Annotated in this window: 25 protein-coding genes; 4 read left to right on the forward strand and 21 right to left on the reverse strand. The window is 74.9% G+C overall.

The genetic code is table 11. From position 1 onward, the window contains the following. Positions 1 to 13: 13 nt before the first annotated feature. From HA073_RS06340 to HA073_RS06370, 7 genes are all read right to left on the reverse strand, one after another. Positions 14 to 601: a TMEM165/GDT1 family protein gene (locus HA073_RS06340; protein ID WP_043323720.1), complete on the reverse strand. Its 588-nt coding sequence runs from the start codon at positions 599 to 601 to the stop codon at positions 14 to 16. Positions 602 to 828: 227 nt separating this feature from the next. Continuing rightward, entirely contained in the window at positions 829 to 1,794 is a 966-nt protein-coding gene (gene egtD, locus HA073_RS06345) for an L-histidine N(alpha)-methyltransferase (protein WP_069088591.1), read from the reverse strand. 38 nt (positions 1,795 to 1,832) lie between these two features. After that, entirely contained in the window at positions 1,833 to 2,579 is a 747-nt protein-coding gene (gene egtC / locus HA073_RS06350; RefSeq protein WP_166455885.1) for an ergothioneine biosynthesis protein EgtC, read from the reverse strand. Between the two features lie 9 nt (positions 2,580 to 2,588). Beyond that, positions 2,589 to 3,917, reverse strand: a complete 1,329-nt coding sequence (gene egtB / locus HA073_RS06355) for an ergothioneine biosynthesis protein EgtB (RefSeq protein ID WP_043323713.1) — start codon at positions 3,915 to 3,917, stop codon at positions 2,589 to 2,591. Then, a complete protein-coding gene (egtA, locus tag HA073_RS06360; RefSeq protein ID WP_166455886.1) occupies positions 3,914 to 5,149 on the reverse strand; it encodes an ergothioneine biosynthesis glutamate--cysteine ligase EgtA in 1,236 nt (411 codons plus the stop codon). Before egtA ends, egtB begins: the two co-directional genes overlap by 4 nt. Before the next feature lie 156 nt (positions 5,150 to 5,305). After that, on the reverse strand, positions 5,306 to 6,037 hold the full coding sequence (locus HA073_RS06365) for a hypothetical protein (protein ID WP_064445808.1): 732 nt from the start codon (positions 6,035 to 6,037) through the stop codon (positions 5,306 to 5,308). Between the two features lie 16 nt (positions 6,038 to 6,053). Further along, complete coding sequence (locus HA073_RS06370; RefSeq protein ID WP_069088687.1) at positions 6,054 to 6,689, reverse strand: RNA polymerase sigma factor; 636 nt, start codon at positions 6,687 to 6,689, stop codon at positions 6,054 to 6,056. A 496-nt stretch (positions 6,690 to 7,185) separates the two neighbouring features. Here HA073_RS06370 and HA073_RS06375 point away from each other — a divergent pair, with 496 nt between their 5' ends. Further along, a complete protein-coding gene (locus HA073_RS06375; protein WP_166455887.1) occupies positions 7,186 to 8,568 on the forward strand; it encodes a serine/threonine-protein kinase in 1,383 nt (460 codons plus the stop codon). 63 nt (positions 8,569 to 8,631) lie between these two features. Here the strand turns inward: HA073_RS06375 and HA073_RS06380 are convergent, their stop codons facing one another. The 5 genes from HA073_RS06380 to HA073_RS06400 form a co-directional block, all read right to left on the reverse strand. Next, positions 8,632 to 11,112, reverse strand: coding sequence for an ABC transporter permease (locus HA073_RS06380; protein WP_166455888.1), 2,481 nt, complete (start codon positions 11,110 to 11,112; stop codon positions 8,632 to 8,634). 5 nt (positions 11,113 to 11,117) lie between these two features. Next, entirely contained in the window at positions 11,118 to 11,831 is a 714-nt protein-coding gene (locus HA073_RS06385) for an ABC transporter ATP-binding protein (protein ID WP_166456103.1), read from the reverse strand. Between the two features lie 200 nt (positions 11,832 to 12,031). Beyond that, complete coding sequence (locus HA073_RS06390) at positions 12,032 to 12,697, reverse strand: response regulator transcription factor (protein ID WP_043323707.1); 666 nt, start codon at positions 12,695 to 12,697, stop codon at positions 12,032 to 12,034. Continuing rightward, on the reverse strand, positions 12,694 to 13,896 hold the full coding sequence (locus HA073_RS06395; RefSeq protein WP_375336223.1) for a sensor histidine kinase: 1,203 nt from the start codon (positions 13,894 to 13,896) through the stop codon (positions 12,694 to 12,696). The genes HA073_RS06390 and HA073_RS06395 overlap by 4 nt, the downstream gene beginning before the upstream one ends. Positions 13,897 to 14,035: 139 nt before the next feature. Beyond that, positions 14,036 to 14,731: a DUF305 domain-containing protein gene (locus tag HA073_RS06400; RefSeq protein WP_166455890.1), complete on the reverse strand. Its 696-nt coding sequence runs from the start codon at positions 14,729 to 14,731 to the stop codon at positions 14,036 to 14,038. A 147-nt stretch (positions 14,732 to 14,878) separates the two neighbouring features. Between HA073_RS06400 and HA073_RS06405 the strand changes: the two genes are divergently transcribed. Together HA073_RS06405 and HA073_RS31100 are read left to right on the forward strand one after the other, a co-directional pair. Further along, positions 14,879 to 16,321: an LVIVD repeat-containing protein gene (locus HA073_RS06405; protein ID WP_375336228.1), complete on the forward strand. Its 1,443-nt coding sequence runs from the start codon at positions 14,879 to 14,881 to the stop codon at positions 16,319 to 16,321. 114 nt (positions 16,322 to 16,435) lie between these two features. Further along, complete coding sequence (locus HA073_RS31100) at positions 16,436 to 16,864, forward strand: hypothetical protein (RefSeq protein WP_198033267.1); 429 nt, start codon at positions 16,436 to 16,438, stop codon at positions 16,862 to 16,864. Here the strand turns inward: HA073_RS31100 and HA073_RS06415 are convergent. Both HA073_RS06415 and HA073_RS06420 read right to left on the reverse strand, forming a co-directional pair. Further along, complete coding sequence (locus tag HA073_RS06415) at positions 16,843 to 17,835, reverse strand: carcinine hydrolase/isopenicillin-N N-acyltransferase family protein (RefSeq protein WP_069088584.1); 993 nt, start codon at positions 17,833 to 17,835, stop codon at positions 16,843 to 16,845. The two genes, HA073_RS31100 and HA073_RS06415, sit on opposite strands and share 22 nt — an antisense overlap. Positions 17,836 to 17,883: 48 nt before the next feature. Further along, complete coding sequence (locus HA073_RS06420; RefSeq protein ID WP_166455891.1) at positions 17,884 to 18,357, reverse strand: DUF1203 domain-containing protein; 474 nt, start codon at positions 18,355 to 18,357, stop codon at positions 17,884 to 17,886. 122 nt (positions 18,358 to 18,479) lie between these two features. Between HA073_RS06420 and HA073_RS06425 the strand changes: the two genes are divergently transcribed. Beyond that, complete coding sequence (locus tag HA073_RS06425; protein ID WP_166455892.1) at positions 18,480 to 19,355, forward strand: transglutaminase domain-containing protein; 876 nt, start codon at positions 18,480 to 18,482, stop codon at positions 19,353 to 19,355. A gap of 31 nt (positions 19,356 to 19,386) precedes the next feature. On the opposite strand, the gene HA073_RS06430 is transcribed toward HA073_RS06425, so the two are convergent. The 7 genes from HA073_RS06430 to HA073_RS06460 all read right to left on the reverse strand — a co-directional run bounded on the left by HA073_RS06430 (position 19,387) and on the right by HA073_RS06460 (position 26,329). Next, positions 19,387 to 20,997 (reverse strand): asparagine synthase-related protein, encoded by a 1,611-nt coding sequence (locus HA073_RS06430; RefSeq protein WP_166455893.1) that lies wholly within the window; start codon positions 20,995 to 20,997, stop codon positions 19,387 to 19,389. Positions 20,998 to 21,001: 4 nt separating this feature from the next. Beyond that, entirely contained in the window at positions 21,002 to 21,961 is a 960-nt protein-coding gene (locus tag HA073_RS06435; RefSeq protein WP_043323699.1) for a hypothetical protein, read from the reverse strand. Between the two features lie 102 nt (positions 21,962 to 22,063). Continuing rightward, positions 22,064 to 22,858, reverse strand: coding sequence for an isocitrate lyase/phosphoenolpyruvate mutase family protein (locus tag HA073_RS06440; protein WP_140946515.1), 795 nt, complete (start codon positions 22,856 to 22,858; stop codon positions 22,064 to 22,066). Continuing rightward, on the reverse strand, positions 22,855 to 23,859 hold the full coding sequence (locus HA073_RS06445; RefSeq protein ID WP_240925574.1) for a cytochrome P450: 1,005 nt from the start codon (positions 23,857 to 23,859) through the stop codon (positions 22,855 to 22,857). The genes HA073_RS06440 and HA073_RS06445 overlap by 4 nt, the downstream gene beginning before the upstream one ends. A gap of 105 nt (positions 23,860 to 23,964) precedes the next feature. Then, positions 23,965 to 24,708, reverse strand: a complete 744-nt coding sequence (locus HA073_RS06450) for a helix-turn-helix transcriptional regulator (protein WP_064445798.1) — start codon at positions 24,706 to 24,708, stop codon at positions 23,965 to 23,967. 57 nt (positions 24,709 to 24,765) lie between these two features. Further along, positions 24,766 to 25,710 carry an inositol-3-phosphate synthase gene (locus HA073_RS06455; RefSeq protein WP_043323695.1) on the reverse strand — a complete coding sequence of 315 codons (945 nt, stop codon included), beginning with the start codon at positions 25,708 to 25,710 and terminating at the stop codon, positions 24,766 to 24,768. A gap of 85 nt (positions 25,711 to 25,795) precedes the next feature. Next, the gene (locus HA073_RS06460) at positions 25,796 to 26,329 is read right to left on the reverse strand and encodes a 2'-5' RNA ligase family protein (protein WP_166455894.1); all 534 of its coding nucleotides are present in this window, start codon (positions 26,327 to 26,329) and stop codon (positions 25,796 to 25,798) included. Between the last annotated feature and the right edge of the window lie 24 nt (positions 26,330 to 26,353).

The following is a 26,353-nucleotide window of genomic DNA, read 5'->3' on the forward strand; positions in this document are numbered from 1 at the left end:
CGACACGGGCCGATCAGTTCAGCTCCGCCACCGCCTCGAAGATCAGCCACAGGCCGCAGATGGCGAACAGCACTGCCGCGCCGTAACGGATCGCCCGCTCCGGCAGGTGCCGGCCGAGCATCCGGCCCACCAGGATCGCCAGCGCGTCCGCGGCGACCATGCCGAGCGTCGACCCGAGCCAGGTGCCGAACCAGCCGTACTTGGTGGCCAGCGTGATGGTGGCGAGCATGGTCTTGTCGCCCAGCTCGGCCAGGAAGAACGCCACACCCACCGCGAGGATCGCCGACTTGCCGCTGCGCTCGGCCTTGCGCTTCTCCTCCTCGGTCAGCTTGTCGCCGCGCAGCGTCCACGCGCCGAATCCGAGGAACGCCAGGCCGGCGATGAGCGAGATCCAGCCGGTGGGCAGCGCGGCGTTCAGGCCGTACCCGATGGCCACCGAGGCCAGGTGCACGATCGCGGTGGCGATCGTGATGCCGATGAGCACCGGCACCGTCTTGAACCGAGTGGCGAATGTCAGCGCCATGAGCTGGGATTTGTCGCCCAGCTCCGCAACGAAGATCACGCCGAAGCTGACCACCAGCGCGACGAGGAAACCCTCCATGTGAACCTTCCCGATCAAGCCGGGAGGAGGAACGGGGGCGCCCTCGACCCGGCTGCGACAGCCTGAGTCGAAGGTCTCGCCCGCCCCGGAGACCGGGGCCGCGTGGCCGGATGCGGAACGCACCAGTGTGTCGACCACGACATTGGGGGCTACTCCCCTTCGCGCAGCCAGCCTAGCCGATCACCCGCCGGGCCCGTCAGCGGGTGTGGCCCGGACCACCCAGGCCCTCAGTCGGCCCGGGCCAGGCTCACCCCGAACAGCCCGCCCGGGTCGGTCCAGAACGCCTGCCGGGTGAACCCGGCGGCGGTCAGCTCGGCTGCGATCCCCTCCGGCCGGAACTTGGCCGACACCTCGGTGCGCAGCTCCTCGCCGGCGGCGAACACGACGTCGGTGTCCAGCACCCGCACCGTTGTCGGGCGCTCGGCGCGCAGCCGCATCTCGATCCACTCCCGCTCCGGGTCCCAGACCGCCACGTGCCGGAACGCGTCGACGTCGAAGTCCGCGCCCAGCTCCCGGTTGATCACCCGGAGCACGTTGCGGTTGAACTCGGCGGTCACGCCCGCCGCGTCGTCGTACGCGGGCACGATCACCGCCGGGTCCTTCACCAGGTCGGTGCCGATCAGCAGCCAGTCGCCGGTCTCCAGCGCCGCGCGCATCGCCGTGAGGAACCCGGACCGCTCCACCGGCAGCAGGTTGCCGATCGTGCCGCCGAGGAACGCCACCAGGCGCCGGCCGCCGGTGGGCAGCCGGTCCAGGTGGCGGGTGAAGTCACCGACGATCCCCCGCACCCGCAGCCCCGGGTACGCGGCGGCGATCTGCTCGGTGGAGGAGCGCAACGCGCTCACCGACACGTCCAGCGGCACGAACGTGCCCAGGTCGCCGTGCCGGGTGAAGGCGTCCAGCAGCAGGCGGGTCTTCTCCGACGAGCCCGACCCCAGCTCGATCAGCGTCTTCGCGCCGGTCAGGGTGGCCACGTCGTCGGCGTGCGCGGCGAGCACGGCCCGCTCGGCCCGGGTCGGGTAGTACTCCGGCAGGCGGGTGATCTCCTCGAACAGCTCGCTGCCCCGGGCGTCGTAGAACCACTTCGGCGGCAGCCACTTCGGCGTCGCGGCCAGCCCCACCCGTACGTCCTCCCGCAACCCACGGTCGAGGTCCCGCTCCTCCAGGTGGATCTCCAGCGGCTCCGCGCTCATCAGGTGTCCTCTCTGTCCTGCCGGTGATGGGAAGAACGTCAGGCGGCGGTCAGCTCCCGCACGTCGAACCGGCCCGTGGACGCCACCACGAGCCGGCCGTCCGGCACCGCCTGCCAGGCCGGGTCGTCGTCGAACGGCTCGGAGGCCAGCAGCACCGAGTCCGGCCCGCGACGCGCCGACAGCGCGTGGCCGCCCGTGCTCGCCACCACCGTCGTACCGTCGGTGAGCAGCAGATTCAGCCGCGAGCCGGGAGCGGCGGCGGCGACCGCCGCGACCGTGTCCGCGACCGCCTCGTCCGGCGGGGCCCCGGCGCGCAGCCGGTGCCGGACCAGCGCCCACAGCAGCGCCGAGTCGGTCGGCACGTCGAGCGTGACCAGGTCGCGCACGGGCAGGCCTGCGGCGAGCGGGACCAGGCTGTCCGGCCAGCCCCGCACCACGCCGTTGTGGCTGAACAACCAGCGGCCCTCGGCGAACGGCGCCGCCGCCGTCTCGTGCAGCGGCATGCCGACGGTGGCGGACCGGACCGCCGCCAGCACCGCCCGCGCCCGCGTCACGGCGGCCAGCTCCGGCAGCGTGGTGTCGCTCCAAATCGGCTGGGCCCGCCGGTACCGGACCGGGTCGCCGTCGTCCGGGTACCAGGCGACGCCGAAGCCGTCGGCGTTTATGGTGCCGCCGCCGCGCATGTCACGCGGCGCCCACGACTGGCGCAGCAGGCCGTACGGCGGGTCGAACAGCAGGCTGCCCAGGAGCACGGGTGGACCGAGGTACGCGAGGTGACGGCACATCGGGCCGGCTCACTCCTCCGGTCCGGCGTCACGGGCGCAGCGGAAACCGCTGAAGATCTGCCGCCGGATCGGGTAGTCCCAGTTGCGGAACGTGCCCCGGCAGGCGGACCGGTCGGTGCCGAACGAGCCGCCCCGCAGCACCCTGTGGTCGTCGCCGAAGAAGACCTCCGAGTACTCCCGGTACGGGAACGCGGTGAAGCCCGGGTGCCCGCGGAACGGCGACGAGGTCCACTCCCACACATCGCCGACGAGCTGGTGCACGCCCAGCGGCGAGGCGCCCGCCGGGTACGCGCCCACCGGCGCCGGCCACAGGTGCCGCTGGCCCAGGTTGGCGTGCTCGGCGCCCGGATCCTCGTCGCCCCACGGGTAGCGGCGGGACCGGCCGGACGCCGGGTCCCAGCGGGCCGCCTTCTCCCACTCCGCCTCGGTGGGCAGCCGCTTGCCGGCCCACGCCGCGTACGCCTGCGCCTCGTACCAGCAGACGTGCACCACCGGCTCGTCGTCGCGGACCGCCGACCAGCGGCCGAACCGGCGGTACGCCCAGCCGTCGCCGTCGCGCCGCCAGTGCATCGGCGCGCTCAGCTCCGCCTCGATCCGGTGCCGCCAGCCGGCCTCGCTCCACCAGCGCGGCTCGTCGTATCCGCCGTCGGCGATGAACGCGCGGTACTGCCCGTTCGTGACCGGCGCGGCGTCGATGAGGTACGCGGGCAGGTCGACGGTGTGCGCCGGGCGCTCGTTGTCCAGTGCCCACGGGTCGGTGGAGGTGCCCATCGTGAACGGCCCGGCCGGCACCCGTACCTCCCCGCCGACCCGGGCCCGGGGCTCCGGCGGGGGCGGCGCGTCCAGCACCGGGGCGCCGGCGCGCAGCTGGTGGGTGGCGAGCATGGTCTCGTCGTGCTGCTGCTCGTGCTGCACGATCATGCCGAACGCGAACCCGTCGGCGACCAGGGGACGCTCGGTGAAGCGGATGCCGTCGAGCAGGTCGAACACCTTGTCGCGGACCGTACGCACGTAGGCGCGCGCCTCGGCCGGCGGCAGCAGCGGCAGCGCCGGGCGGTCCTTGCGGGGCTGCTTGAACGCGTCGTAGAGGTCGTCGATGTCGTGGCGCACCGGTTCGCGGCCGCCGACGTCGCGGACCAGCCACAGCTCCTCCTGGTTGCCGACGTGCGCCAGGTCCCAGACCAGCGGCGACATCAGCGTGGAGTGCTGCCGGACCAGGTCGTCGTCGTCCACCGCGTCGGTGAGCGCCGCGGTGCGGGCGCGGGTCCGCTCCAGCTCCGCGGCGATCCGGTCGCGCAGTCGTTCGGCGTCAGTGCCCGGTCGCTCGGTCGTGGTCACCGGTGTCCCCTCTCCGCGGCGGCACGTCGCCGCCGGATCTCTCGGTGGGTCTCCTCGTGGATGGCGGGCGGCAGATCGAGGCGGGGCAGGGCCGTCAGGGCCAGGTCGAACAGCGCCGCCGCGGCGGTCGCCAGCGGGCGCTCGGCCAGTCCGCACCGGGCCGCCGCGCGCCACCGGTCGGCGACCGGCGCGGCCGCCGCCAGCGCGTCGCGGGTGGTCGCCGGGTCGGCGAAGAGCGCGGCCAGGACCGCCAGCGGCACGGTCCACGCCGCCCCGGGCTGTGCGTCCAGGTAGCGCAGCTCCAGGTAGCCGCGCGGGCGCACCGGCGGGAACAGCGTGCTGACGTGGTACTCCAGGTCGTCGGTGGTGGGCGGGCGGGGCAGCGCGCCGGCCAGCCAGTCGGCGAACGTGACGTCCGGCGGCGCGCTCCAGTCCGGGCCGTCGCCGCGTACGCAGAGCAGCGGCGCGGCGAGCGCGTACCCGGTCCAGGCGGCCACCGGATCCTCGTCGGCGCGTTCGGGCGACCACACCGGACGGGTCCGGGCCGGGTCGATGGCCAGCCAGGTGGCCATCCGGGCGGAGGCCCAGCCGGTGGCCCGGCCCGCGTGCCGGTCGGCGGTGGCGAAGGCGGCCAGCAGCGGCGGGCCGACGGCGTGCGCGGCGGCCCACCGCTGCGCGAGGTGCTCCGGCTCGCCCGCGTCAAGGCAGACCTGCAGGCCCGCCGTGCTGTACATCATCGCCCGCCCCGCCGGGCCGCGCCGGTCGAAGGCGCACCGCATGGCCCGGTAGCGGGGGGTTTCCACGACGGGTCGCGGCAGCCGCCAGGGGTCGATGCCGCTACGGCCGAGCACCAGCCCGGCGGCGTCCAACCGGGCCCGTAGCTCGGCGACGTCGGCCTCGGTGGCCAGGACGAGCGCGCCGACAGTCGGTCGCGGCGCGGCGGAGATCTCCACCTGCCCGCCGGGCTCCACGGTCACGGCGCTCGCGCGCCGGAGCTCGTCGGCCGGGCTGGTGGGGTCGAGCGTCACGGGGCTGTGCCGCCCCAGCGCCCTGCGTAGTCGCTCGCGGTCGACCGGCCGGGCCGGGTCCGCGGCGTCGTGCACGGTCCATTCCAGTTCGACGCCGACGAGCGTGGGTGGTCCGGTCTTGAAGCAGATCCGGGCCAGGTGGCCCCGGGCCGCCTGCTCGTCGCCCAGGACGACGGCGCGGTCCAGGTCCGGCGACATCACCATGGGGCGGCTCCTCCTCGGCGACGGACGACCACGGTGTCGCGACGCGCCCGGCCCGTTCGGCGCGGGACGCCGTCACACCATCCTCTGTCTAGCAGACGTGATCCGCTTGCCCGGAGAGATGAATTTTTGTCCGGAATCTGATTGCGCCCCCCGCGCTCAGTCGTCCTCGTCCTGGTCGTCGTCTTCGGCTGGCGGGGTCCCCGAAGGCTCCCCCACCAGATTCCGGCAGTAGCTCTCCACCTGCTCGGGGCCGCCGGCGGCGGCCACCAGGTCGGCGAAGCCGGGCCTGGTCAGCGCCTTCTCCCGCTGCCGCTCCGACTTGACCAGGTAGGCGCGGCAGTGGGCGACGATCCGGTTGTTCCCCGCCGGGGGCGCGGGCGGCGCGGCCGGGACGCTCGGCGTCGGCGTCGGCGTCGGCGTCACGTCGCGGGCCGGCCGGGACGCCGCGCCCGACGCCTCGCCGGCCGGTGTGCTCGGCGCCGGCCGCGACGGCCCGGTGGCGGTGGGGCCGGTGACGCCCGGGCCGCTGGTGGCCGGCGCCGGCGGGATCACCGGGTCCGGGTGGCGGTCCAGGCGTACGGCGGCGAAGGCCACCCCGGCGACCGCGGTGGCGGCCAGCCCGGACAGCGCGGCGGCGATCCGCAGGCGCCGGCGCGGCCGGACCGCGGGCACGGGCCCCGGCGCGGGCGCGGCGCGGGCGGCCCGGAAGGCAGCGACCGCCCGGTCCTCGCCGGCGATCTCACCGGCGGTGGCCGGGCCGGCCGCGGCCGACAGCAGCCGGGTCAGCGGGTCGGTCTGCGGCCCCGGTGGCGACCCGGCGCGCGCGGCGTCGAGCAGACGATCGGATTCCGCCCGGTCGGCGGGCCCGCCGGACCGGCGAGGGTGCATGCCGTCTCTCCTCACGTCAGCCCTCCGCCGGCTCGGCCTCGGGCGCGTGCGGCACCTGGCGGTCGGTACGGGGACGCGGCGCGAGGGCGCCCCGGGAGTCGTCCGGGGCAGTGTCCGCCGCCGAGCGCTCCAGCATGGCAGCCAGCCGGCGAAGGCCCCGGTGCGCCGCGGTGCGCACGGCTCCGGCCCGCCGTCCCAGCACCCGCCCGGCGGTCTCCGCGTCGAGGCCGATGACGGCCCGCAGCATCACCGCCTCCGCCTCGGCCGGCGGCAGCGTACGGATCAGGGCCAGCGCGCTCTCGGTGGCGATGGCCTCGCCGGCCCGGTCGGCGGTGTCCGCGTCGGCGGCCAGGTCGTTGAGCGCCTGCACCGGCACCGGTACCGACGGACGCCGCCGCTGCCGGCGCAGATGGTCCATGGCCCGGTTGCGGGCGATCGTGACCGCCCAGGCGCGGAACTCCCCACCGGTGAAGGAGGGCAGGTCGCGGGAGATCTGGAGCCACGCCTCGGAGGCCACGTCCTCGGCGTCGGCGCCGACGAGAGCGGTCAGGTAGCGCAGCAGGGCGGGCTGCAGGCTGCGGTAGAGGAACCGGAACGCCTCCTCGTCGCCGGCCTGCGCCGCGGCGACCGCCTCGTTCAGCTCGGCCGTCACGGTCGCCGTCCGGACCGGGTCGTGTGCGGGCACCGGGCACGCCGGGGAGCCAGTGGCCACACCGCCATCCGCACCCCGCCCCCCGGTGAGTTGATCTGACACTCGCACACGGGTGCGATGAGCCATGGACATTGCCGCGCGGCACGGGCGTCGGCGGACATACGGTACCGACGGCTCGGGGCGGCCGGGAGCCGGGCCGACGCCTGGGAACGCGGGGCGCTCCGGCAAGACGCCAGGGCCGGAGGAAGAGAGAGAAATGTCTACGCCCGTCACCGGCGTGTCGAGGTAACGCAACGTACGGAATCGACGCTCCCCGGCGCAACCGATCGTGCCGGGCCCCGCGGGCGGACAGCGACGTGCTGTCACATTCTGGCCGATCGTGCCGGTCCGGTCACGGTGCGCCGATCAGCGTCCCGGCTGCTGGAACGCCCCGCTGAAGGCTTTCGATCCCGCGCCGAGATCGCGGGAAATACTTCGCGCCCGCTGTGGGTACGGTATGGGGGTGCTGTCCTCAGACGTCGTACTCAGCGGTCGGTACCGCCTGGAAGACCGTGTCGCCACCGGCGGCATGGGCGACGTCTGGCGTGCCACCGACCTGGTCCTCGGTCGTCCGGTCGCGGTGAAGGTGCTTCTTCCCGCCCTGGTGTCCGACCCCGACTTCATCGCCCGTTTCCGTTCCGAGGCGCGGATCATGGCCTCGCTGCGCCACCCCGGCGTGGTCCAGGTCTTCGACTGCGGCGAGGACGAGCTGCCCAGCGGCGGCCGGGCCGACTACCTGGTGATGGAGTTCGTCGCCGGTGAGCCGCTGTCGCGGCGGATCGAGGACGCGGGGTGCCTCGAGGTCGCCGAGACCATGTCGATCGTGGCCCAGGTGGCGCAGGCGCTGCACGCGGCGCACGGGCGCGGCATCGTGCACCGCGACGTGAAGCCGAGCAATCTGCTGGTGCAGGACGACGGCACCGTGGTGCTCGTCGACTTCGGGGTGGCCCGCTCGACCAACGTCACGAGCATCACCAGCACCAACGCGGTGCCCGGCACCGCCCTCTACATGGCGCCGGAGCAGGCCGCCGGCCGGCCGGTCTCGGGCGCCACCGACGTGTACGCGCTCGGCGCGGTCGCGTACTGCTGCCTCACCGGCAGCCCGCCGTTCACCGGTGACAACCCGCTGCAGGTGGCCGTACGCCATCTCGACGACGAGCCGCCGGAGCTGCCGGCGGAGATCCCGGCGTCGGTGCGCGAGCTGGTGTCCCGGGCGCTGGCCAAGGACCCGGCCGACCGCTACCCGAGCGCCGCGGCGATGGCCGACGCGGCGCGGGCCGCCCGTACCGACTCACCGACCGCGACGATGGCGCTGCGCGGCGCGGCGGGCCCGGCGCGGTCCCGCGACGACCAGCCGGCGGTCCGGCCGGGCGCCGCGGTGGCGACGTCGCGGCGGCGGGGCCGGCGCGGCACGCTCGTCGGGGCGCTGGGCGCGGTGCTGGTGGCGATGGGCGCGCTGGGCGCGCTGGTGGCCGCCGCGAACGACACCGCCGAACCGGCCACGAAGATCGACAAGACGGCGCCCGCGGTGGCGCCGAGCGACCCGGCCGCGGAGCCGGTCGTCGACGAGCCGACGGCCGGCGACGACTACACCTACCGGCCGGTCGGCCCGGGCGGCCGGCCGTCGGCCACGCCGTCGGTGACGCCGAGCGCCTCGACGGTCCCGTCGGCGCAGCCGAGCGTCAGCGAGGAGCCGGCGCCCACCGGCGCGCCGACCACCACGCCGCCCAGCACGCCGGCGACGACGGCGCCCACCACTACGCCGGCACCCGAACCGACCACCGCCGACCCCGGCACCGGCGGCGGTGACACCGGCGGGCAGCCGGCCACCCAACCCTGACCCAAGACGAGCCGGCCCCGCCCGCGGCGGAGCCGGCTCCTCGGCGTGTCCGGCCGGTGGCGCTCAGTCCGCGCCGAGCGACGCCACCACCGGCCGGGACAGCGCCCGGCGGGCCGGCAGGACCGAGGCGAGCAGCGCGGCCACCACCGCCACCGCGACGATCAGCCCGATCCGCGCCCAGGGCAGGACCAGCGTGAAGTCCCCGCCGATGCGGGCCACCACTGCCATCGCCCCGGCGGCCGCCCCGGTGCCGAGCGCGATGCCGAGCAGCGTGCCGACGAGCGCGGTGAGCACCGCCTCGACCGCCAGCACACCCCGCATCCCGGCCCGGCTCAGTCCGACCGCGCGCAGCACCGCCGTCTCCCGGGTGCGTTCCACCACGGACAGGCTGAGCGTGTTGGCGACCCCCACGAGTGAGATCACCACGGCGAGGCCGAGCAGCGCGGTGACGAACCCCAGCACCAGGTCGACGGTGCCGGTGAGCATCTTCTTGTACGCGGCCTGGTCCATCACGTTCACCGTCGGGTAGCGCGCCAGCACCGACTCGACAGCGGTCCGGGCCTCGTCGACGCTCACCCCGGCGGCCGGATCCACCTCGGCCAGGTGGCCGCGCACGGTCGGGAACATGGCGGTGAAGTCGGCGTCCAGCACGTCCACCAGGTGACCCGGGGGCACCGGGCTCCCGGCCAGGATTGGCTCCTCGTCGGCCACCACCGCGGCGACCCGGAACGGCCGCCCGGCGAGCGTGATCGTGGAACCGGCCGTCCAGCCCCTGGTCGCGGCCAGCTCGCGGTGCACCAGCACCGCTCCCGGCCCCAGGCCGGCCGGGTCACCGGCGTCCACCGCGGACAGCGTGCGCCGGACCAGCGCCGGGTGCGCGGCCCGCAGCTGCACGTCGTCGACCACCCGGCTGCGCTGCTCGTGCACCACGCCCAGCTCCGGGCGGGCGGCCAGTTCGCCGGCGACGGTGGCCGGCAGGTCCCCGCCGATGCCGGTGACCAGGAAGTCCACGCCGATCCGGGCGTCCACCGCGCGTTCGATGCCGGACTTGACGCTCGCCGCGCCGACCACGAAGGCGGAGACCAGCCCGATGCCGATCACCATGGCCGTCGCGGTGGCGGCGACCCGGCGCGGGTTGCGCACCGCGTTCGACACGGCCAGCCCACCGGTGGCGCCGAACGCCGCGCGGAACGGCCCGCCGAGCACCCGTACCAGCGCCGGCACCAGCACCGGGCCGAACGCCACGATGCCGCCGAAGGCCAGCAACCCGCCGGCCGCGACCAGCACCACCTGGCCGGTGGCGCCGGCGCCGGCCAGCGCCGCCACACCGGCGGCGAGCGCCAGCGCGCCGACCGCCAGCCGGATCCGCCCGGCCGGACGGACCGGGTTGACCGCCGCGTCGGTGAGCGCGGCCACCGGGGCGACCCGGGTGCCCTGCCAGGCCGGCAGCGCCGCCGACGCCACGGTGAGCAGCGTCCCCAGCCCCAGCGACAGCAGCAGCGTACGCGGGGTCAGGGTGAGCCCGCCGCCCAGCGGCGCGCCGGTGCCGGCGAGCAGCACGCCGAGGCCGCCGGCCACCGCCGCGCCGGCCAGCACCCCCACGACGGAGGCGAGCAGGCCGGTCACCGCCGCCTCGGACAGCGTGGCCCGGTAGATCTGCCCCCGGGTGGCGCCGACCAGCCGCAGCAGCGCGGTACGCCGGGAGCGCTGGGCGAGCACGATGGCGAAGGTGTTGGCGATCACGAAGCCGGCCACCACCACCGCGACGGCGGCGAACGTGCCAAGCAGCATGCCGAACTGCCGCAGGTCGCGTACCGCGTCGTCGACGGCCGCGTCGAGGATGGCGTCGCGGTCCCGGACCGTCACGTCCGGTCCCACCACGGCGCGGATCCGGTCGGCCAGCGCCGCCGTGTCCACCCCGGGACGGGCCGCCACCATGATCCGGCCGTAACCCTTCTCGCCGCTGACGGCCAGCGCGTCCGGGCCGGTCAGCCCGATGTAGGGGCCGCCGACGTCGCGGGAGCTGCCGTCCACGTCGACGGTGCCGACAAGCGTGTACGGCCGGGCCGCGCCGTCGCGTCCGCCGATCGACACCGGGCCGCCGACGGTGAAGCGCTCCTCGGCGACGGTCTCGTCGTCGAGCACCACCTCGCCGGGGCGCTGCGGCAGCCGCCCGGCCACCACGTCGTAGGACTGCAGGGCCGCCTCGGTGGGGACGGCGGCGAGCACCGCGTAGCCGAGCACGGGACGGCCGTCGGCGCCGACCACCCCGGCGGAGCCGGTCAGCTCGCCCGCGGCGGCGGCCACCCCGTCGAGGGCGCGTACCCGGTCCACGAGCGCCGGGGGCAGCGGGTCGCTCTCGGCGTACGCGGCCAGGTCGGTGTGTCTGTCGAACTCACCGGCGCGCTCGTACGCCCCGGCGCGCATGCCGTCGGTGAACATCAGCGTGCCGGCGACGAACGCGACGCCGAGCACGATCGCCAGTGAGGACAGCAGCAGGCGCAGGCCGTCGGCGCGGACCTGGCGCAGGGTCAGGCGCAGCATCCCGGTCACCGCCCTGCCGGCGCGACGGCCGGGTCGAGCCGGCTGAGCGCGTCCCGGACCGCGCCGACCGTGGGCGCGTGCAGCTCGTCGACCAGCCGGCCGTCGGCCAGGAAGACCACCCGGTCGGCGTACGCGGCGGCGGCCGGGTCGTGGGTGACCATGACGACGGTCTGACCGAGCATGTCCACCGCCTCGCGCAGCAGCCGCAGCACCTCGGCGCCGGAACGCGAGTCGAGGTTGCCGGTCGGCTCGTCGGCGAAGATCACCCAGGGCCGGGTGATCAGCGCGCGGGCCACCGCGACGCGCTGCTGCTGCCCGCCGGACAGCTCCGCCGGGCGGTGCCCGAGGCGGTCGGTCAGGCCCACCGCGGCCACCACCTGCCCCAGCCACGCCGGGTCCGGGCGACGGCCGGCGATCGCCAGCGGCAGGACGATGTTCTCCTGCGCGCTGAGCGTGGGCAGCAGGTTGAACTTCTGGAAGACGAAGCCGATCCGGTCCCGGCGCAGCCGGGTGAGCCGCCGGTCGTCCAGGCGCGTCAGGTCGGCGTCACCGATGTGCACCGCCCCGGCGGTCGGCCGGTCGAGGCCGGCGAGGCAGTGCAGCAGGGTGGACTTGCCGGAGCCGGACGGGCCCATGACGGCGGTGAACCGGGCGGCGGCCAGGTCGAGGTCGACGCCGTCGAGCGCGACGACGCGGGACTGCCCGGCGCCGTACTCCATGCGCAGCGCGCGGGCGGCGAGGGCGACGCCGGTGGTCGGTGGTGCGGACACTGAGGTGCTCCTGTCGGACACGGCTTTTCTGACAGTTCCGACGCTAGGGGCGGCACCACCTGGTTGATCTCCACCTGCGCGCTCGACCTCGATGCGACGGAGGTCGTCCCCCACCGGGGAAACCCGTACGACCTGAGGCGTACGCCGGGTCAGCCGCCGGGCGTGATCAGGCCGCTCTCGTACGCCAGGACGACCGCCTGGACCCGGTCGCGCAGCTGGAGCTTGGCCAGGATGCGGCCGACGTGGGTCTTCACCGTCGCCTCCGCGACGTGCACCCGGGCGGCGATCTCGGCGTTGGAGAGCCCCTGCGCCACCAGCAGCAGCACCTCCCGTTCCCGCTCGGTGAGCTGGGCCAGCCGGGGATCGGCGGCCGGCGCGGGGCCGAGCTGCCCGGCGAACCGGTCGAGCAGCCGCCGGGTGATCGACGGGGCCACCACCGAGTCGCCCTGGGCGACCACCCGGATCGCGGCCATGAGCTCCTCCGGCGGCACGTTCTTGAGCAGGAACCCGCTCGCCCCGGCGCGCAGCGCGGCGAACGCGTCGGCCTCCGTGTCGAACGTGGTCAGCGCCAGCACGCGGGGGCGCCCGTCGTCGCGCCGGGCACAGATCCGCCGGGTCGCCTCCACCCCGTCCATGGTCGGCATGCGCAGGTCCATCACCACCACGTCGACGGCGACCCGGTCCAGCACCCGCAGCGCGTCCGCGCCGTCGATGGCCTCGGCGACCACCGCCAGGTCGGGCTGGGAGTCGAGCACCATCCGGAACCCGGCGCGTACCAGCGCCTGGTCGTCGACGATCATCACCCGTACCGTCACGCCGCCGCGCTCCCTTCCCCGGTGCCGGCCGCCGGGGACAGCGGCAGCCGCGCCCGCACCCGCCAGCCACCGGCAAGTGTGGGTCCGGCGGCGAGGCTGCCGTCGTACACCCCGACCCGTTCCCGCATGCCGACCAGGCCGTGACCGCCGGACGGCGCCGGGCCGTCGACCGGACGGCCGCGCCCGTCGTCCACGGCGCGGATCACGACGGCGTCGGCGCTCCAGTCCAGCGTCAGCTCCACCGACGCGCCGACGCCCGCGTGCTTGAGCGTGTTGGTCAGGCTCTCCTGCACCACCCGGTAGACGGTCAGCTCCAGGCCGGGGGGCAGCGGCGGCGGCGCGCCGGCGCCGCCGCAGGCGACCCGCAGCCCGGCGGCGCGGAACCGGTCGAGCAACGCGGGCAGCTCCACCAGCGCGGGCCGGCGGTGCGCGGGCCCGTCCGCCGGGTCCGGCTGCGTCGCGGTGGGTTCCCGCAGTACGCCGACCAGGCGCCGCATCTCCTCCAGCGCCGCCCGGCCGGTGTCCGCCACCACCTTGGCCGCCTCGCGGGCGATGGCCGGATCCCGGTCGAGCGTGAACCGCACCCCGTCCGCCTGCACGATCATCACGGCCATGCTGTGGGCGACCACGTCGTGCAGCTCGCGGGCGATCCGGGTGCGCTCCTCGGCGACCGCGGCCCGCGCCTGCGCCTCCCGTTCCCGTTCCAGCGTCGCGGCCCGGTCCTCCAGGCTGAGCACGTAGAGCCGGCGGGTCCGCAGGTTCAGCCCGGCCAGCCAGACCGCGCCGACGATCAGGGCGTAGAAGAACGCGCCCATCCACCAGGGCCCGGCGCCGGGCGTCTGGAGCGCGGCGAGCACCCCGCCGAGCACGGCGACGACCCCGGCCACGATGCCGTCACGGAGCCGGTCGGCGTACTTGACCACGCTGTAGAGGGCGATCAGCACGGCGATGTCGTAGGCGAGCGGACCCCAGCCGGCGATCACCTGGACCAGCGCGAGCGCGGCCACCGCGGCGGCGACCGCCGTCGGGTGGGTACGCCGGAAGAACACCGCCACCGCCGCCGCCAGCCCGACCGCGAACGCCGGTACGCCGATCTGGCCGGCGACGTACGCGGAGACGGCGAAGAACACGACCAGCCCGCAGACGGCGGTGTCGAAGGCGATGCCGCGCAGCGGACGGCCGAGGATGAGGCGAGCCACGATTCCCCAGCCTAGGCCCGCTCTCCCCACCCCTCCCCCGCCGCCCCACCTCGCGGTGATCATGAGGTTGACGGGCGTCGTCGTCCGATTTGTCGCCGCCAACCTCATGATCACCGCGAGGATCGGCGGGGTGCGGGGGTCAGGAGAGCAGGAGGGCTCGCATGCGGGTGATCTCGGCGGACTGCTCGACGGCCACGCCGGTGGCGAACTCCTGCATGGACTGGTCGGCGCCGACCTTCAGCAGGTCGGTGGACATCACGATCGCGCCCTGGTGGTGATCGGTCATCATCTGCACGAACATCCGGTCGAACGCCGCGCCCCTTGCGTCGGCGAGCTGCCGCATCGCCTCGGCGGACTGCATCCCGCGCATGCTGCCGTGGTCGTGCCCCGGCACGTCGGCGGGCAGGTCGCGGGTGCTGAGCCAGGCACGCAGCAGGCCGACCTCCGGCCCCTGGGCGGCGCGGATCCGCTCGGCCACGGCGCGGATGCGGGGGTCGGCGGCCCGGTCGGGGGCGAGCGTCGCCATCTCCAGCGCCTGCTCGTGGTGCGGGATCATCATCCGGACGTACCAGACGTCGAGGCTGTTGAACCGGGGCGTCGACGCTGCCCGCACCTGATCGGGCGCACGGGTGGCGGCCGACTCCCCCGGGCGGCCGGGGACCAGCAGCGGCGGCGCCGAGGTGGTGGCGCTCGGGCTCGGCGCGCCCGTCGCGGCGTTGCCCGCCGCGGCCTCGGGCCGGGTGTCGTCGCGCCCGGCGAGCGCCAGCCCGCCGATCACCACGAGCATGACGAGCGCTGTGACGCCCACCCACACGCGCGCCTGCCGGCTGGTCATACGACGCCTCCTCCGGTCAAGGTGAAGGCGATCCTATACATAGATAAAAGTTCCCTAGTGTGACCCAGGTCACATTGATGACGGTCTCCGATAGGTAAGGTTTGGCGAATCATCATCCCCTTTCGAAGGGTGTTGCCGGTGATCAGCATCCGCACGTCCCGCACCCGCATCATCAGCCTCGCCGCCGCCGGCCTGCTGCTCGCCGGCGTGGTCGCCGCGCCGCCGAGCAGCGCCCAGGAGATCCCCCGCGCCCAGGCCGCGCCGGCCACCGTGGACAGCGCCGTCCCCGGTGTCGACGAGATCTCCAGCAGCCCCAACCTGCGGCAGGTGGCCAACCTGCCGAAGCAGGCGCCGTTCGACACCACCGCAGCCCTCGGCACCGACATCGCCTTCCAGGGGCGGTACGCGTTCGTCGGCAACTACGACGGGTTCGTCATCTACGACATCCTCCGGCCGAGCCGCCCGACGATCGTGTCGCAGGTGCTCTGCCCCGGCTCGCAGAACGACATCTCGGTCCACGGCGACCTGCTCTTCCTGTCCACCGACTCCTCCCGCAGCGACGACTCCTGCGCCAGCACCAGCCAGCCGGCGTCGGTGAAGGAGTCCTGGGAGGGCATCAAGATCTTCGACATCCGCGACAAGCGCAACCCGCGCTACATCAAGTCGGTCGAGACGGCATGCGGCTCGCACACCCACACGCTCGTGCCCGGCAAGGACAAGCGCAACGTCTACCTGTACGTCTCGTCGTACAGCCCGCGCGCCGATTTCCCGGACTGCCAGCCGCCGCACGACTCCATCTCCATCGTCAAGGTGCCGGTGAAGAGCCCCACCACCGCCTCCGTGGTGGCCACGCCGAACCTGTTCCCGGACGGCGGCTACCCGGGCATCCCCGGTCAGTCGTCGGCCACCACCGGCTGCCACGACATCACCGCGTACCCGGCGAAGGACCTGGCCGCCGGCGCGTGCATGGGTGACGGCATCCTGCTGGACATCAAGGACCGTGAGGCGCCCCGGGTGATCGAGCGGGTGACCGACGCCGAGAACTTCGCGTTCTGGCACTCGGCCACGTTCAACAACTCCGGCACCAAGGTCGTCTTCACCGACGAGCTGGGCGGCGGCGGCGCGGCCACCTGCAACGAGGTGGTCGGCCCGAACCGTGGCGCGGACGCCATCTACGACATCACCGGCCGCGGCAACGCCCGCAAGCTGGAATTCCGCAGCTACTACAAGATCCCGCGCGTCAACGCCGACACCGAGAACTGCGTGGCTCACAACGGCTCGCTGATCCCGGTGCCCGGCCGCGACATCATGGTGCAGGCGTGGTACCAGGGCGGCATCTCGGTGTGGGACTTCACCAACTCCCGCAAGCCGACCGAGATCGCCTACTGGGAGCGCGGTCCGCTGGACGCCACGCAGCTGCGTACCGGCGGGTCCTGGTCGGCGTACTGGTACAACGGCCACATCTACTCCAGCGACATCCAGAAGGGACTGGACGTGCTGGAGCTGCGTGACCCGCGTACCTGGCTGGCGCAGTTCCTGCTGGTTCCCGAGCTGAACGTGCAGACCCAGGCGGGCTACCTGAGCTGGTGACCCGCTGACCCGTCCCGGGCCCGGCGCTCCCCTCGCGGGGGCCGCCGGGCCCGGTGCGTTGAGACAGCCCGGAAACCCCTGGCCGCACCGGCCGCCGCGGGCGATCCTGTCCGCGTGAAGAGGTACGTGAGCGACCCGCTCGACGGCGCCGACGTCGTGCTCGTCGGGCTCTTCCCGGCCAAGGACAAGGACTACGAGGCCCGCCTCGACCGGCTCGCCGCCGTGGCCGAGCAACGCGGCGCCCGGGTGGTGGGCCGGTTCGTGCAACGCCGAGGCGTCTCCGACCGGTGGCACGCGCGTCCCGGCGGAGCCACCCGGATGTCCCAGCCGTTCTCCCGCCGGACGCTGCTGACGCACGGCAGGCTCCGCGAGATCGCCGAGGCGTGCCGGGAGGCCGGCGTCGACGCCGCCGTCTTCGTGAACACCCTGACGCCGGTGCAGCGGACCGTGCTCGCCGACCTGCTGGGCTGCCTCGTGATCAGCGCCGACGACCTCGGCCGGAGCGGTCCACCCGGCCCGGATCAGCTCATCGGCAGGCGGTAGTCACGGGTGCCGCCACCGGCCGTGACCACCCGCACCTCGCCGCTGCGCAGCCCGTACGTGACCGACCAGCGGGTGTGCGACTGGCGTACCGCGTTCAGCAGCCGCAGCGCCCCGGCCGCGTCGACCACCCCACCGGCACGGTCCAGTTCCTTCGCCAGCACCCCGTACCTGCGGTCCTGGCGCAGTTCCCGGTCCGGCACACCGACGGCCGGCACGTTCGTCAGGGCCTGCCACGGGCCGCTGCGCCGGTCCACTGTCATCTTCCCGTCGACGAACTCCACCACCGCCGACGTGCCGGTCGCGTCGGCCAGCAGGTAGTGCAGCGGCGGCCCGCCGTCGAAGTCCAGGTTGTAGCGCTTGAACACGGCGACCGCCTCGTCCACGGTCGCGGCCGAGTCGAGCACCAGGCGCAGGATGCGCACCGAGCCCACCTTCGGCAGTCCCGGCACCGGCTCGGCGCGCGCCCCGTCGTCGGCGGCCAGCCCGACCGCGAGACCCCGCTCGTTCATGCCGTCGAACGGCAGCAGCGGCGCGTCCAGCAGCCGCCGGTCCCCCGTCGGGTCGGCGGCCACCCCCAGGTAGGAGATGTCGACCAGCGAGATCGAGGCGTACCCGTCCGGCGGGTCGGTGCGCAGCACCAGCGCGGGGTTCGGCTCCCAGTCGAAGTTGCGGGCGAACACCGGCCGCTCCCGGTCGCCGAGCGCGGCGAACAGCGAGCAGCCGAACGGGCTCGGCGGCGTCGACCCGGCCAGCCCGGCGGTCGGGTCGTAGTCGCCGTCGTACGTCATCTCGTACATCGGCAGGTCGTCGATCTTGCGGAGGCTGGCCAGCGTCCGTTCGACCTGGCCCGGGTCCTGCCGGGAGGCGGTGGGCGAGCCGGCCGCGGCCGGCGGGTCGGACCGGCGGCTCTCCCCGCAGGCCGTGCCGAGCAGGAGCAACGCGAGCCCGCCGGCGATGAGGGTCCTCCGCATGACAGCGACGCTAGAAGAGGCGTCCGCCGATGTCCATCCGGGACCCGGTCAACTCCGCACGACAGCGAACATCCAGCAGCCGTACACGACGTTGCGGCTGTGCAGCAGGTCCACCGCCGGGTCGGCGAACAGCTCCGCGACCACCGCCTCCGGGTCGCCGCCGTCGTGTCGCCGTCCGCCCACGATGCGACCCCGGCTGTCGTACGCGCGCAGCACCTGCTCCCGTCCGCGCCACTGGGACGGGTACGCCGTCACGTCGTGCGGGCCGGCGCATTCGGCGGCGTGCGCGAACACCGGTCCCACCTCGCGGTACGGGCTCGGCGGCAGCGGCGGGGCGTACCCGAACAGCAGCAGCGTCTCGTCTGGCCGGGCGTCGCGCAGGCAGCAGCGCAGCGGCTCGCCCCCGGTGGCGTGCAGGTGCTCGGGCGGCTGCCCGGTGGCGTCGCGGCCGGTGCGGCGCAGCTCGGCGAGCGTCCCCGCGGGCAGCGGGCGGATCCGGAACGCGGTACGGGTGGTCGTCACGGTCCCAGCCTGGCGCGGCCCGGACCGCGGCGCTGGCGGTGATCGGACCTGGCATTCGGGCGCCGCGAGATTGCGCGCCGAGCGGGCACCCGCCGGCCGCGTCCCGCGCCGACAATGGCCGGATGGACGTCGACGACTACCGGACCCACTCCCCGTACAGCGATCCCCGCCACCACGCGGCGCTGCTCGACGCCGTGCCGGCTGACCTGCCCACCGTCGCGGCGACCGCCCGCAACGTGATCATCCACTACCGGGCCGGCGGGGTGGAGCTCCCGGACGTCCGCCGGGCCGAGGTGAATCTGCGCTGGCTGGACCGCATCCTCGACGCCGACCAGTCGCGGTTCCCGCTGCCGCTGGCCGCCGAGCGCCCGGCCGCCGAGCGGGTCGCCGGCTGCTGCCGGGACCACACGCTGCTCACCGTCGCGGCGCTGCGCCAGCACGGCGTCCCGGCCCGCAGCCGGGTCGGGTTCGCGAGCTACTTCGTGCCCGGCTGGCACCACGACCACGTGCTGGCCGAGTGGTGGAACGGCGAGCGCTGGGTCTGGTCCGACCCCGAGCTGGACCCGGCCGGCGACCGGCCGTTCGACGGCTACGACATCGACCCGGAGGCCGGGCACTTCGAGTCGGCGGCCCGGGTGTGGCTGGCGTACCGGGCGGGCCGGGTCGACCCGGACACCTACGGCGTGGACCCGTCGCTGCCGATCCGGGGCGACTGGTTCATCCACGACTACGTGCTGCTGGAGCTGGCCCACCGGCACAAGGACGAGGTGCTGCTCTGGGACGGTTTCGGGGCGATGACCGAGGACCTGACCGGCGCCGACCTCACGCTCGTCGACGGGGTCGCCGCGCTGCTGGTGGCCGCCGACCGCGGCGACGCCGCCGCCGGGCGGGAGCTGGCCCGGCGGTACGCCTCGAACGCCCGGCTGCGTCCGGGCCCGACGGTGCACTGCATGGACCCGGTCTCCGGCGTGGCCGCCGACGTGGACCTGCGGCGCTGACCCGGCGGCCTCCTACCGGGGCCACGCGGGCTCACCCGGGCAGGGGCGCCTCGTCGCCTCGGGTGCGGCGCGGGTTGACCAGCCGCCGGACCATCGGCGCGGCGTTCCACCGGGCCGCGCCGACCAGGTCCCGGGCGTGTTCCAGCACGGTGTAGTCGGGCCGGGCCATGCCCTCGGCGATGGCCCGGTCGAGGTCGTTGCCGCAGCGGGTGAGCACGCTGTCGAAGTCACGGCGGACCGGTTCCAGCAGGTCGTAGCCGAAGGAGCGGTGCAGCCGGGCGAACAGCGGCTTGTAGAGGCGGGCCCGCTCGTGCAGTCCCGACGAGTACGACATCGGGTTCTTCGGCCGCTGCCGGACGTAGCCGGGCAGCAGGTCGGCGAAGGCCTGCCGGACGATCCACTTCTCCTGCCCGTCGCGCAGCTTGAGGTCCAGCGGCAGCCGCATGGCCAGCTCGACGACGCTGAGGTCGAGGAACGGCACCCGGGCCTCCACCCCGTGCGCCATGCTGGCCCGGTCCACCCGTTGCAGCTCGGTCCGGCACAGGTTGCGGATCTTGTGCAGGAACAGCCGGCGGGACCGCTCCGGCCCGACCTGGTGGTACATCGGATAGCCGCCGAACAGCTCGTCGGAGCCGTCGCCGGTGAGCACCACCCGTACGCCCAGCTCGCGCAGCCGCCGGAAGATCGGCACCGAGACGACAGCGTTGATGATGTCGCCGTACTCGGTCAGCTCGGAGACCCGGATCGCCTCACGTACGTCGGCCAGCCGGATGTCGCGGGGGCGCAGCTCGATCACCTCGTGCGGCACGCCGAGGTCGGCGGCGAGCCGCCGGGCGTACGCGACGTCGGGGCTCTCCGGCACGCCGATGGTGACCGCCACGCAGTCCGGGTGCAGTTCGCGGGCGTGCAGCAGCGCCAGCGAGCTGTCCAGGCCGCCGGAGAGCACCACGCCGACGGTGAGGTCGGTGTCCAGCCGGGCCCGCATCGCGTCGGTGAGCGCGACGCGGACCAGCAGGGCCGCCTCGTCCGGGTCGTCGATCACCGGCAGGCCGTCGCCGAGGGTGAGCAGGTCGACGTGCGGGCGCGGCCGGACCGGTTCGCCGGGCTCGACCCAGCCGTGGTGCCCGGGCGCCACCTCGCCGATCGGCGCGCCGTGCCCGACGAGCGCCTTGACCTCGGAGGCGAGGTGCAGGCAGCCGGGCAGGCGGGACCAGTACAGCGGCTTGACCCCGAGCGGGTCCCGGGCCAGGTACGCCCGCCCGCTGTCCCGCTCGACGATCACGAACGCGTACTCCCCACGCAGCCGGCGTACCGCGTTCTCGCCCCACTGGCGGAACGCGGTCAGCACGACCTCGGTGTCGCCGGTGGTGCGGAACTCGTGCCCGAGCCGGGTCAGCTCGACGCGCAGCTCGTGGTGGTTGAAGATCTCGCCGTTGTAGCAGAGCAGGTGCCGCTCGTCCGGCGACATCCACGGCTGGACGGACCGTTCCCGGTCCACGATCTTCAGCCGCCGTACGCCGGCCAGGAGGCCGTTCTCCTGGCGGGTCTCGGTGACCTCACCGCGCGACGCGAGCGCGGTGAGCATCCGGCGGAACGTGGCCGGGTCGGCCTCGGGGCCGATGCTCAGCGCGATGCCGCACACCGGGTCACACCCCCATCTCGGCCTCGTACGCCCGCCGGTAGCGGCGGCGGGCGTCCGGGGCGAGACACACGTGCCAGGCCTGTCCCTCGTCGACCACGTTCACCTCGCCGGCGTCCTGGCGGGCCAGGAGCAACCCGGCGAGGGCCGAACGGGCGCCGAAGCGCTCGTACCATTCCAGCTCGACATCGGCGGCCCAGCCGAGGCAGTGTCCGCTGGGCACCATCGCGGCGTACCCCAGGCGGCGCAGCCGGTACTGGTGCTCGGCGCTGCGGGCCAGGCTGGTCACCCAGAGCGGCGGCGTGCGGTCCGGCGCGACGGCCGCGAACTCCCGGGCCAGGTCGTTGAGGAACGCGATCATCTCGCGGCGGGCCCGGCGGAACAGCAGCCCGGCGGTACGCGGGGTGGCGGCCGGAAGCAACCGGCGGCGCGCCGCGCGCAGGCCCCGGCCCACGACCGTGGCGGGCTGCTCCTGATAGCGGAACTCGATCAGCCCGCGCCGGCGCAGCCACTCCAGGTCGACGAGTTCGGCGCTGGTGCGGACCTGGTCGTCGGTGAGGAACGTCGGGGCGTCCCGCCACCAGAGCACGTCGACGCGGGAGAGCAGGTAGATCCGCACCAGCGCGGTGAGGTCCTGCGCCGAGCTGCGCGCGTTTGGCTGGTAGCGGGCCATCTCCAGCAGCAGCGTCTCCCGGGCCCCGATCAGCCCCTGGGGGGTGGCGTCGAGGACGGCGGCGATGGCGGGTTCGCGCAGCCGCTGGTCGAGCAGCACCTGGCGGGCGGTGGCCGACGGCGCGTCGGCGAGCGCGCCCACCTCGACCAGGAGGTCCGCCACCGCCGCCCGGTACGCGGACAGGTCCGGGACGGCGTCGCCGCGCCGGCCGGCTGCGGGCACCCGGCGGGCGGGAGCGGTGGGTGCGGCGGCGGGACCGGGCTGGCGACCGGGGCTGCGGCTGGGCACTCGCATGGTCTCCGTCCCCTCTCGGTCGGGACACGGCGTGATTGGGCCTGCGCACACCGTAAAGACCGGAGAAGGCGCGATTCCTCCCATCTCCTCCGAAGTGCCCGATCAGGTGGCGGACGGCGACACCAGGGCCTGCACCTCCTCGTATCCGGGCGGCGCCGGCAGGCCCGCGTCGCGCCCGGCGCCGATCGCGTCGGTCAGGTGCAGCGCGGCACCGAGCGCGGCCCGGAACAGCAGCGATCCGGTGCTGACCCGGGCCACGCCGAGCCGCCCGAGGGCTGCGAGGTCCGGGCCGCCCGGCTGGTACAGCACGTTCAGCGGCAACCCCACCTCGGCGGCGAGCAGGCCGACCAGGTCGTCCGGTGCGCCCGGCACGAACAGGCAGTCGGCCCCGGCGGCCCGGAACGCCGCCGCCCGCCGCCGTGCCTCGTCCAGCGGCGCCGGCACGCCCAGCCACCAGGCGTCGGTGCGGGCGTTGACGACCATCCGCGGCACCGCCGCGCGGACCGCCCCGATCACGGCGGTGACGTGGTCCGCCGGGGCCAGTCGCCCGTCCGGGCGCCCGTCCTCCAGGTTCACGCCGACCACACCGAGCGCGGCCAGCTCGCCCACGAACCCGGCGACCTCCGCCGGGTCGTCGTGGAAGCCGTCCTCGACGTCCACCGTGAGCAGCGTCGGCAGGTCCCGCAGCCGGTACGCCAGCTCCAGCGTCTCGGCGCGGGTCGCCCTGACGGCGTCCGGTCGGCCGGCGGCCGCCGCCACGCCCAGGCTGGTGGTGCCGATCGCCTGATGGCCCCTGGCGGCGAGCGCCGCGGCGGAGGCGTGGTCCCAGGCGTTCGGCAGGAGCAGCGGTTCGCCGGGCCGGTGCAGGTCACGGAATGCGCGGTACCGGTCGGTCATCGGAGGATCACCTCGAGTGGGGTCGGCGGGACGTCAGGGGTAGGGCCGGCGGGACGGCAGCGGCGGCGCAGCACGCCGACCACGCCGGCGGCCAGGGCGAGCGCGTGCCGCTGCCCGGGGCAGCCGCGGGGGCCGGCGCCGAACGTCAGCGCGGCGTTCGCCCGGCCGGCGCGGAAACGGTCCGGCTCCGGAAAGACCGCCGGGTCGCGGTTGGCGGCGTCGAACCGCAGCAGCAGCCGCTCCCCCACGCGCACCGGCTGGCCGTCCAGGGTCAGCGGGTCGGCGGCGACCCGGCGGGTGACCCGTACCGGCGGGTCGAGGCGCAGCACCTCGGCGAGCAGCGCGTCGGTCTCGAGCCCGTCCGGCGCGTCGAGCCCGTGCCGGACGGCGGCCACGATCAGCCCGGCGGTGGCGTCGGCGGCCTGCACCAGCAGCCCGAGCCGGTTCGCTGTCACCTCGGCCGGAGCGGGCGGCGACATGGCCAGCAGCGCCGCCACCGCCCGGTCCGCCCGCCGCACCGCCGCCGGGCCGGCGCCCGGGTGGTAGGCGGCGGCCACCGCCGTCACCTCCGCTACGGCCGCCGCCGGGTCGGCCAGCCCGAGCCGCTCCGCCAGCACCACAAGGGGTACGCGCCGAGCCAGGTCACCGGTCACGTCCACCCGGTCGCCGCCGTTGTCCGCGCTCGCGGCGCGGTCGAGGATCCGCCCGGTCAGCCGTTCCGCGATCACGCGCAGTTCCCGTGGGTCGAGCGTGTCGAGCGCCGCCACCCCGACGGCTCGCCGCGCGGCATGCCGGTCCGGCGGGCTGAACCGGCTCACCGAGGCGCGCAGCCATGCCAGGCCACCCTCCGGCGCCTCCTCGGCGGGCGGAACCACGCAGCGGGGATCGGTCAGGACGGAGACGACGTCCGCGTACCGGGTGACCACCCAGCCGCCGTCGTCCGAGGTCGGCGGCCCGCAGGGCGGCGTGCCCGGAGCAGCCGTGATCGTCGGTGAATCCATCACCCGACCGTAGGGCGCCGACAGTTCGGCCCGGACCGAACGATCCGGCCGGGCACACCCGGCGGTCAGTCGCGGGCGGGACCGGTGCCGCGGGGCACGGGCGGGTCAGGCGCGCGCCGGGCCGGTGTCGCGGGTGGCGGGCGCGGCCAGCAGCACCGGGTCGAGCCCGAGCGCCTCGGCCAGCGCGTCCCGCCCCGCCGGGGTGACCCGTACCGCCCGGCCATTGCCGCGCGCGGTCCAGCCGAGGTCGAGGAAGCGCCCGCACAGCGCCGCCCCGACCGCGCCGGCCAGGTGCGGGCGCCGTTCGGTCCAGTCCAGGCAGTCGCGGACGAGCGGCCGCCGGGTGCCGCGCAGTGGTTCGACGGGTACGCCGAGACGGTCCAGCCAGCTCATGCCGGCCTCGGTCAGCGCGAGGCCGCCGGTGCGGTCGAGCACGCCACGGTCGAGCAGGGCGTCGTGCAGCAGCACGCCGAGCCGCCCGGCCAGGTGGTCGTAGCAGGTGCGCGCGTACGCCAGGGCGGCACCGGCCGACGCGGCGCGCAACGTGCGGGGCGGGGCCGCCGGTGCGGGCGCCCGCGCGGCCAGGTCCTCGACGAGCTGGGCGACGCCCGGGTCGGCGAGGCGGACGTACCGGTGGCGGCCCTGCCGCTCCTCGACCACCAGACCGCCCGCCACCAGCCGGGTGAGGTGGCCGCTCGCGGTGGACGCGGCCACCCCGGCGGCGCGGGCCAGCTCCCCGGCGGTCCAGGCGCGGCCGTCGAGCAGGGCCAGGCAGAAGCCGGCCCGGGTGGGGTCGGCGAGCAGCGCGGCGAACCCGGCGAGTCCGCGTCCGTCGGCACCGGTGGTCATCGGCCCATGCTGACACGGGCACGGTTCGGGCCGCGCCGAACGGTCCGGGGGTTGGGGTCAGATCGCGGTTCCGGGTGGGGACTTCAGGAGGGATGCCGCTTCGGCCGGGTAGCCGCCACGACCCGACCGCAGGGCGATGGCCGCCAGACGAATCAGGTCGATGTTGACGCCGGCAGCACCACTCGGGTCATGCACCTGCAGGCGCACCTCCACACTCACCGCCGTCTCGGCCCAGCCCTGCGCTTCGATGTTGAGGTGGGCGATCTTGTGGGATCGCAGGTGCGGCATGTACGCGAGGGGCGCCATCTGGACCTTGCCGGACGACCCCAGGGCGTTCAGCTTGGACTGCTTCTTGGTGTTCGGGTTCTCGACCAGGTTGCGGAAGTCTTCGGTCCCGCCCAGATTGACCTGGTAGGAACTGCCCAGGGTGAGGCCGCGCTCCTCGATCAGCCGCAGTAGTGCGTGGTGCAGCACGGAGGTGCCGAACTGGCTGGCCAGGTCGTCGCCGAGCAACGGCACACGGGCTTCCTCGAAACGTGCCAGTAGTGACTCGTGCCTGGCCACCGGATCCGACGTGGTGTTCACGAACGCGACTCCCGCTGTCAGAGCCGCCTCGGCGTAAGCCCGAGCCGTGTCCGGCCGGCCGCTCGGAGCGGAGTAGAGCAGCACCTCCGCCCCTTCCAGCGCGTGCGCCACCCGTTCGACTTCCGTCGAGTCCACCAGGCCACGCCGCACCGTCACGCCGGCGGGCGGAAGTTCGGTGTCGAGGCGCGGGAAGTTGTTGGGCGGCATGAATATCGCCTCGTGGAGATCCTTGCCCACCTTTCGGTCGGACATGGCGAAAGCGGCGACGACGTCGATGTCGCTGACGCCCAGTCCCGCGATCTCTGGCCGGTGGAGCCCTACCAGGCTGCCGGTGTTGCGGTAGAAGGCGATGCCCTGCACCAACGCCGACGTGTTGTTGCCCACACCGACGACCGCCAATCGAACACTGTCGATCATGGGGCGAAGAGTACCCGGATCTGCCCACGCCGGGGGTCCCGGTCAGCGGAACCGACGCCCACCAGCGCCGGGTATGACCTCTCGGTCAGCCGCCGGAACGTGGGCAGGCGGTGGTCAGCTCGCTGATCGTGCGGGTGTCGCCGTCGTAGCTGCGCGCCGCCACGAACGCCCCGGCCGGCGGGTGCGCCCCGGCGACCGCCCGGGCGCGCCGCCGGTCCGCCGCGCCGAACCGCAGCGCCAGGCTCAGGTGCGGCACCCACCGGCCGGGCTGGTGCCACGAGTGCCCGCCGGACGCCTCGGCTAGCACGTCCCAGACCGCGCCGTGCAGCGCGACGAGCTGCGGTGTCGGGCGGACCAGCCACACCAGTGGCGCGCTGCCGTCGAGCACCGCCACCCGGCCCAGCCGCACCGGCAGCGGCAGCGCCGCGTCACAGAGGTCGGCCAGTCGCTGCTCGGCGCCGGGCGGGAACTCCTCGACGGAGGCGAGCGTCAGGTGCGGCCGGTTCGTCGGGTGCGTGTTGCGGGCCAGGCTGGGCAGCCCGGCGGCGGCGAGCCGGTCCCAGGCAGCGCGAACCGCCGCTTCCAGTTCGGATGAGCAGAGCAGTTCGACCGTCCGCACGTGATCAGGCTAGCCGCCGGCAGC

It is taken from the genome of Micromonospora sp. CMU55-4, assembly GCF_011602315.1.
Classification (GTDB): Bacteria; Actinomycetota; Actinomycetes; order Mycobacteriales; family Micromonosporaceae; genus Micromonospora; species Micromonospora chalcea.

Coding starts and splice junctions, on each gene's coding strand:
- HA073_RS06340 (WP_043323720.1), bottom strand. CDS start 601: ATGGAGGGTTTCCTCGTCGCGCTGGTGGTCAGCTTCGGCGTGATCTTC.
- egtD (WP_069088591.1), bottom strand. CDS start 1,794: ATGAGCGCGGAGCCGCTGGAGATCCACCTGGAGGAGCGGGACCTCGAC.
- egtC (WP_166455885.1), bottom strand. CDS start 2,579: ATGTGCCGTCACCTCGCGTACCTCGGTCCACCCGTGCTCCTGGGCAGC.
- egtA (WP_166455886.1), bottom strand. CDS start 5,149: ATGGTGATGTCGCCGGACCTGGACCGCGCCGTCGTCCTGGGCGACGAG.
- HA073_RS06365 (WP_064445808.1), bottom strand. CDS start 6,037: ATGCACCCTCGCCGGTCCGGCGGGCCCGCCGACCGGGCGGAATCCGAT.
- HA073_RS06375 (WP_166455887.1), top strand. CDS start 7,186: ATGGGGGTGCTGTCCTCAGACGTCGTACTCAGCGGTCGGTACCGCCTG.
- HA073_RS06380 (WP_166455888.1), bottom strand. CDS start 11,112: ATGCTGCGCCTGACCCTGCGCCAGGTCCGCGCCGACGGCCTGCGCCTG.
- HA073_RS06385 (WP_166456103.1), bottom strand. CDS start 11,831: ATGGAGTACGGCGCCGGGCAGTCCCGCGTCGTCGCGCTCGACGGCGTC.
- HA073_RS06400 (WP_166455890.1), bottom strand. CDS start 14,731: ATGACCAGCCGGCAGGCGCGCGTGTGGGTGGGCGTCACAGCGCTCGTC.
- HA073_RS06415 (WP_069088584.1), bottom strand. CDS start 17,835: ATGCGGAGGACCCTCATCGCCGGCGGGCTCGCGTTGCTCCTGCTCGGC.
- HA073_RS06425 (WP_166455892.1), top strand. CDS start 18,480: ATGGACGTCGACGACTACCGGACCCACTCCCCGTACAGCGATCCCCGC.
- HA073_RS06435 (WP_043323699.1), bottom strand. CDS start 21,961: ATGCGAGTGCCCAGCCGCAGCCCCGGTCGCCAGCCCGGTCCCGCCGCC.
- HA073_RS06440 (WP_140946515.1), bottom strand. CDS start 22,858: ATGACCGACCGGTACCGCGCATTCCGTGACCTGCACCGGCCCGGCGAA.
- HA073_RS06445 (WP_240925574.1), bottom strand. CDS start 23,859: ATGGATTCACCGACGATCACGGCTGCTCCGGGCACGCCGCCCTGCGGG.
- HA073_RS06450 (WP_064445798.1), bottom strand. CDS start 24,708: ATGACCACCGGTGCCGACGGACGCGGACTCGCCGGGTTCGCCGCGCTG.
- HA073_RS06455 (WP_043323695.1), bottom strand. CDS start 25,710: ATGATCGACAGTGTTCGATTGGCGGTCGTCGGTGTGGGCAACAACACG.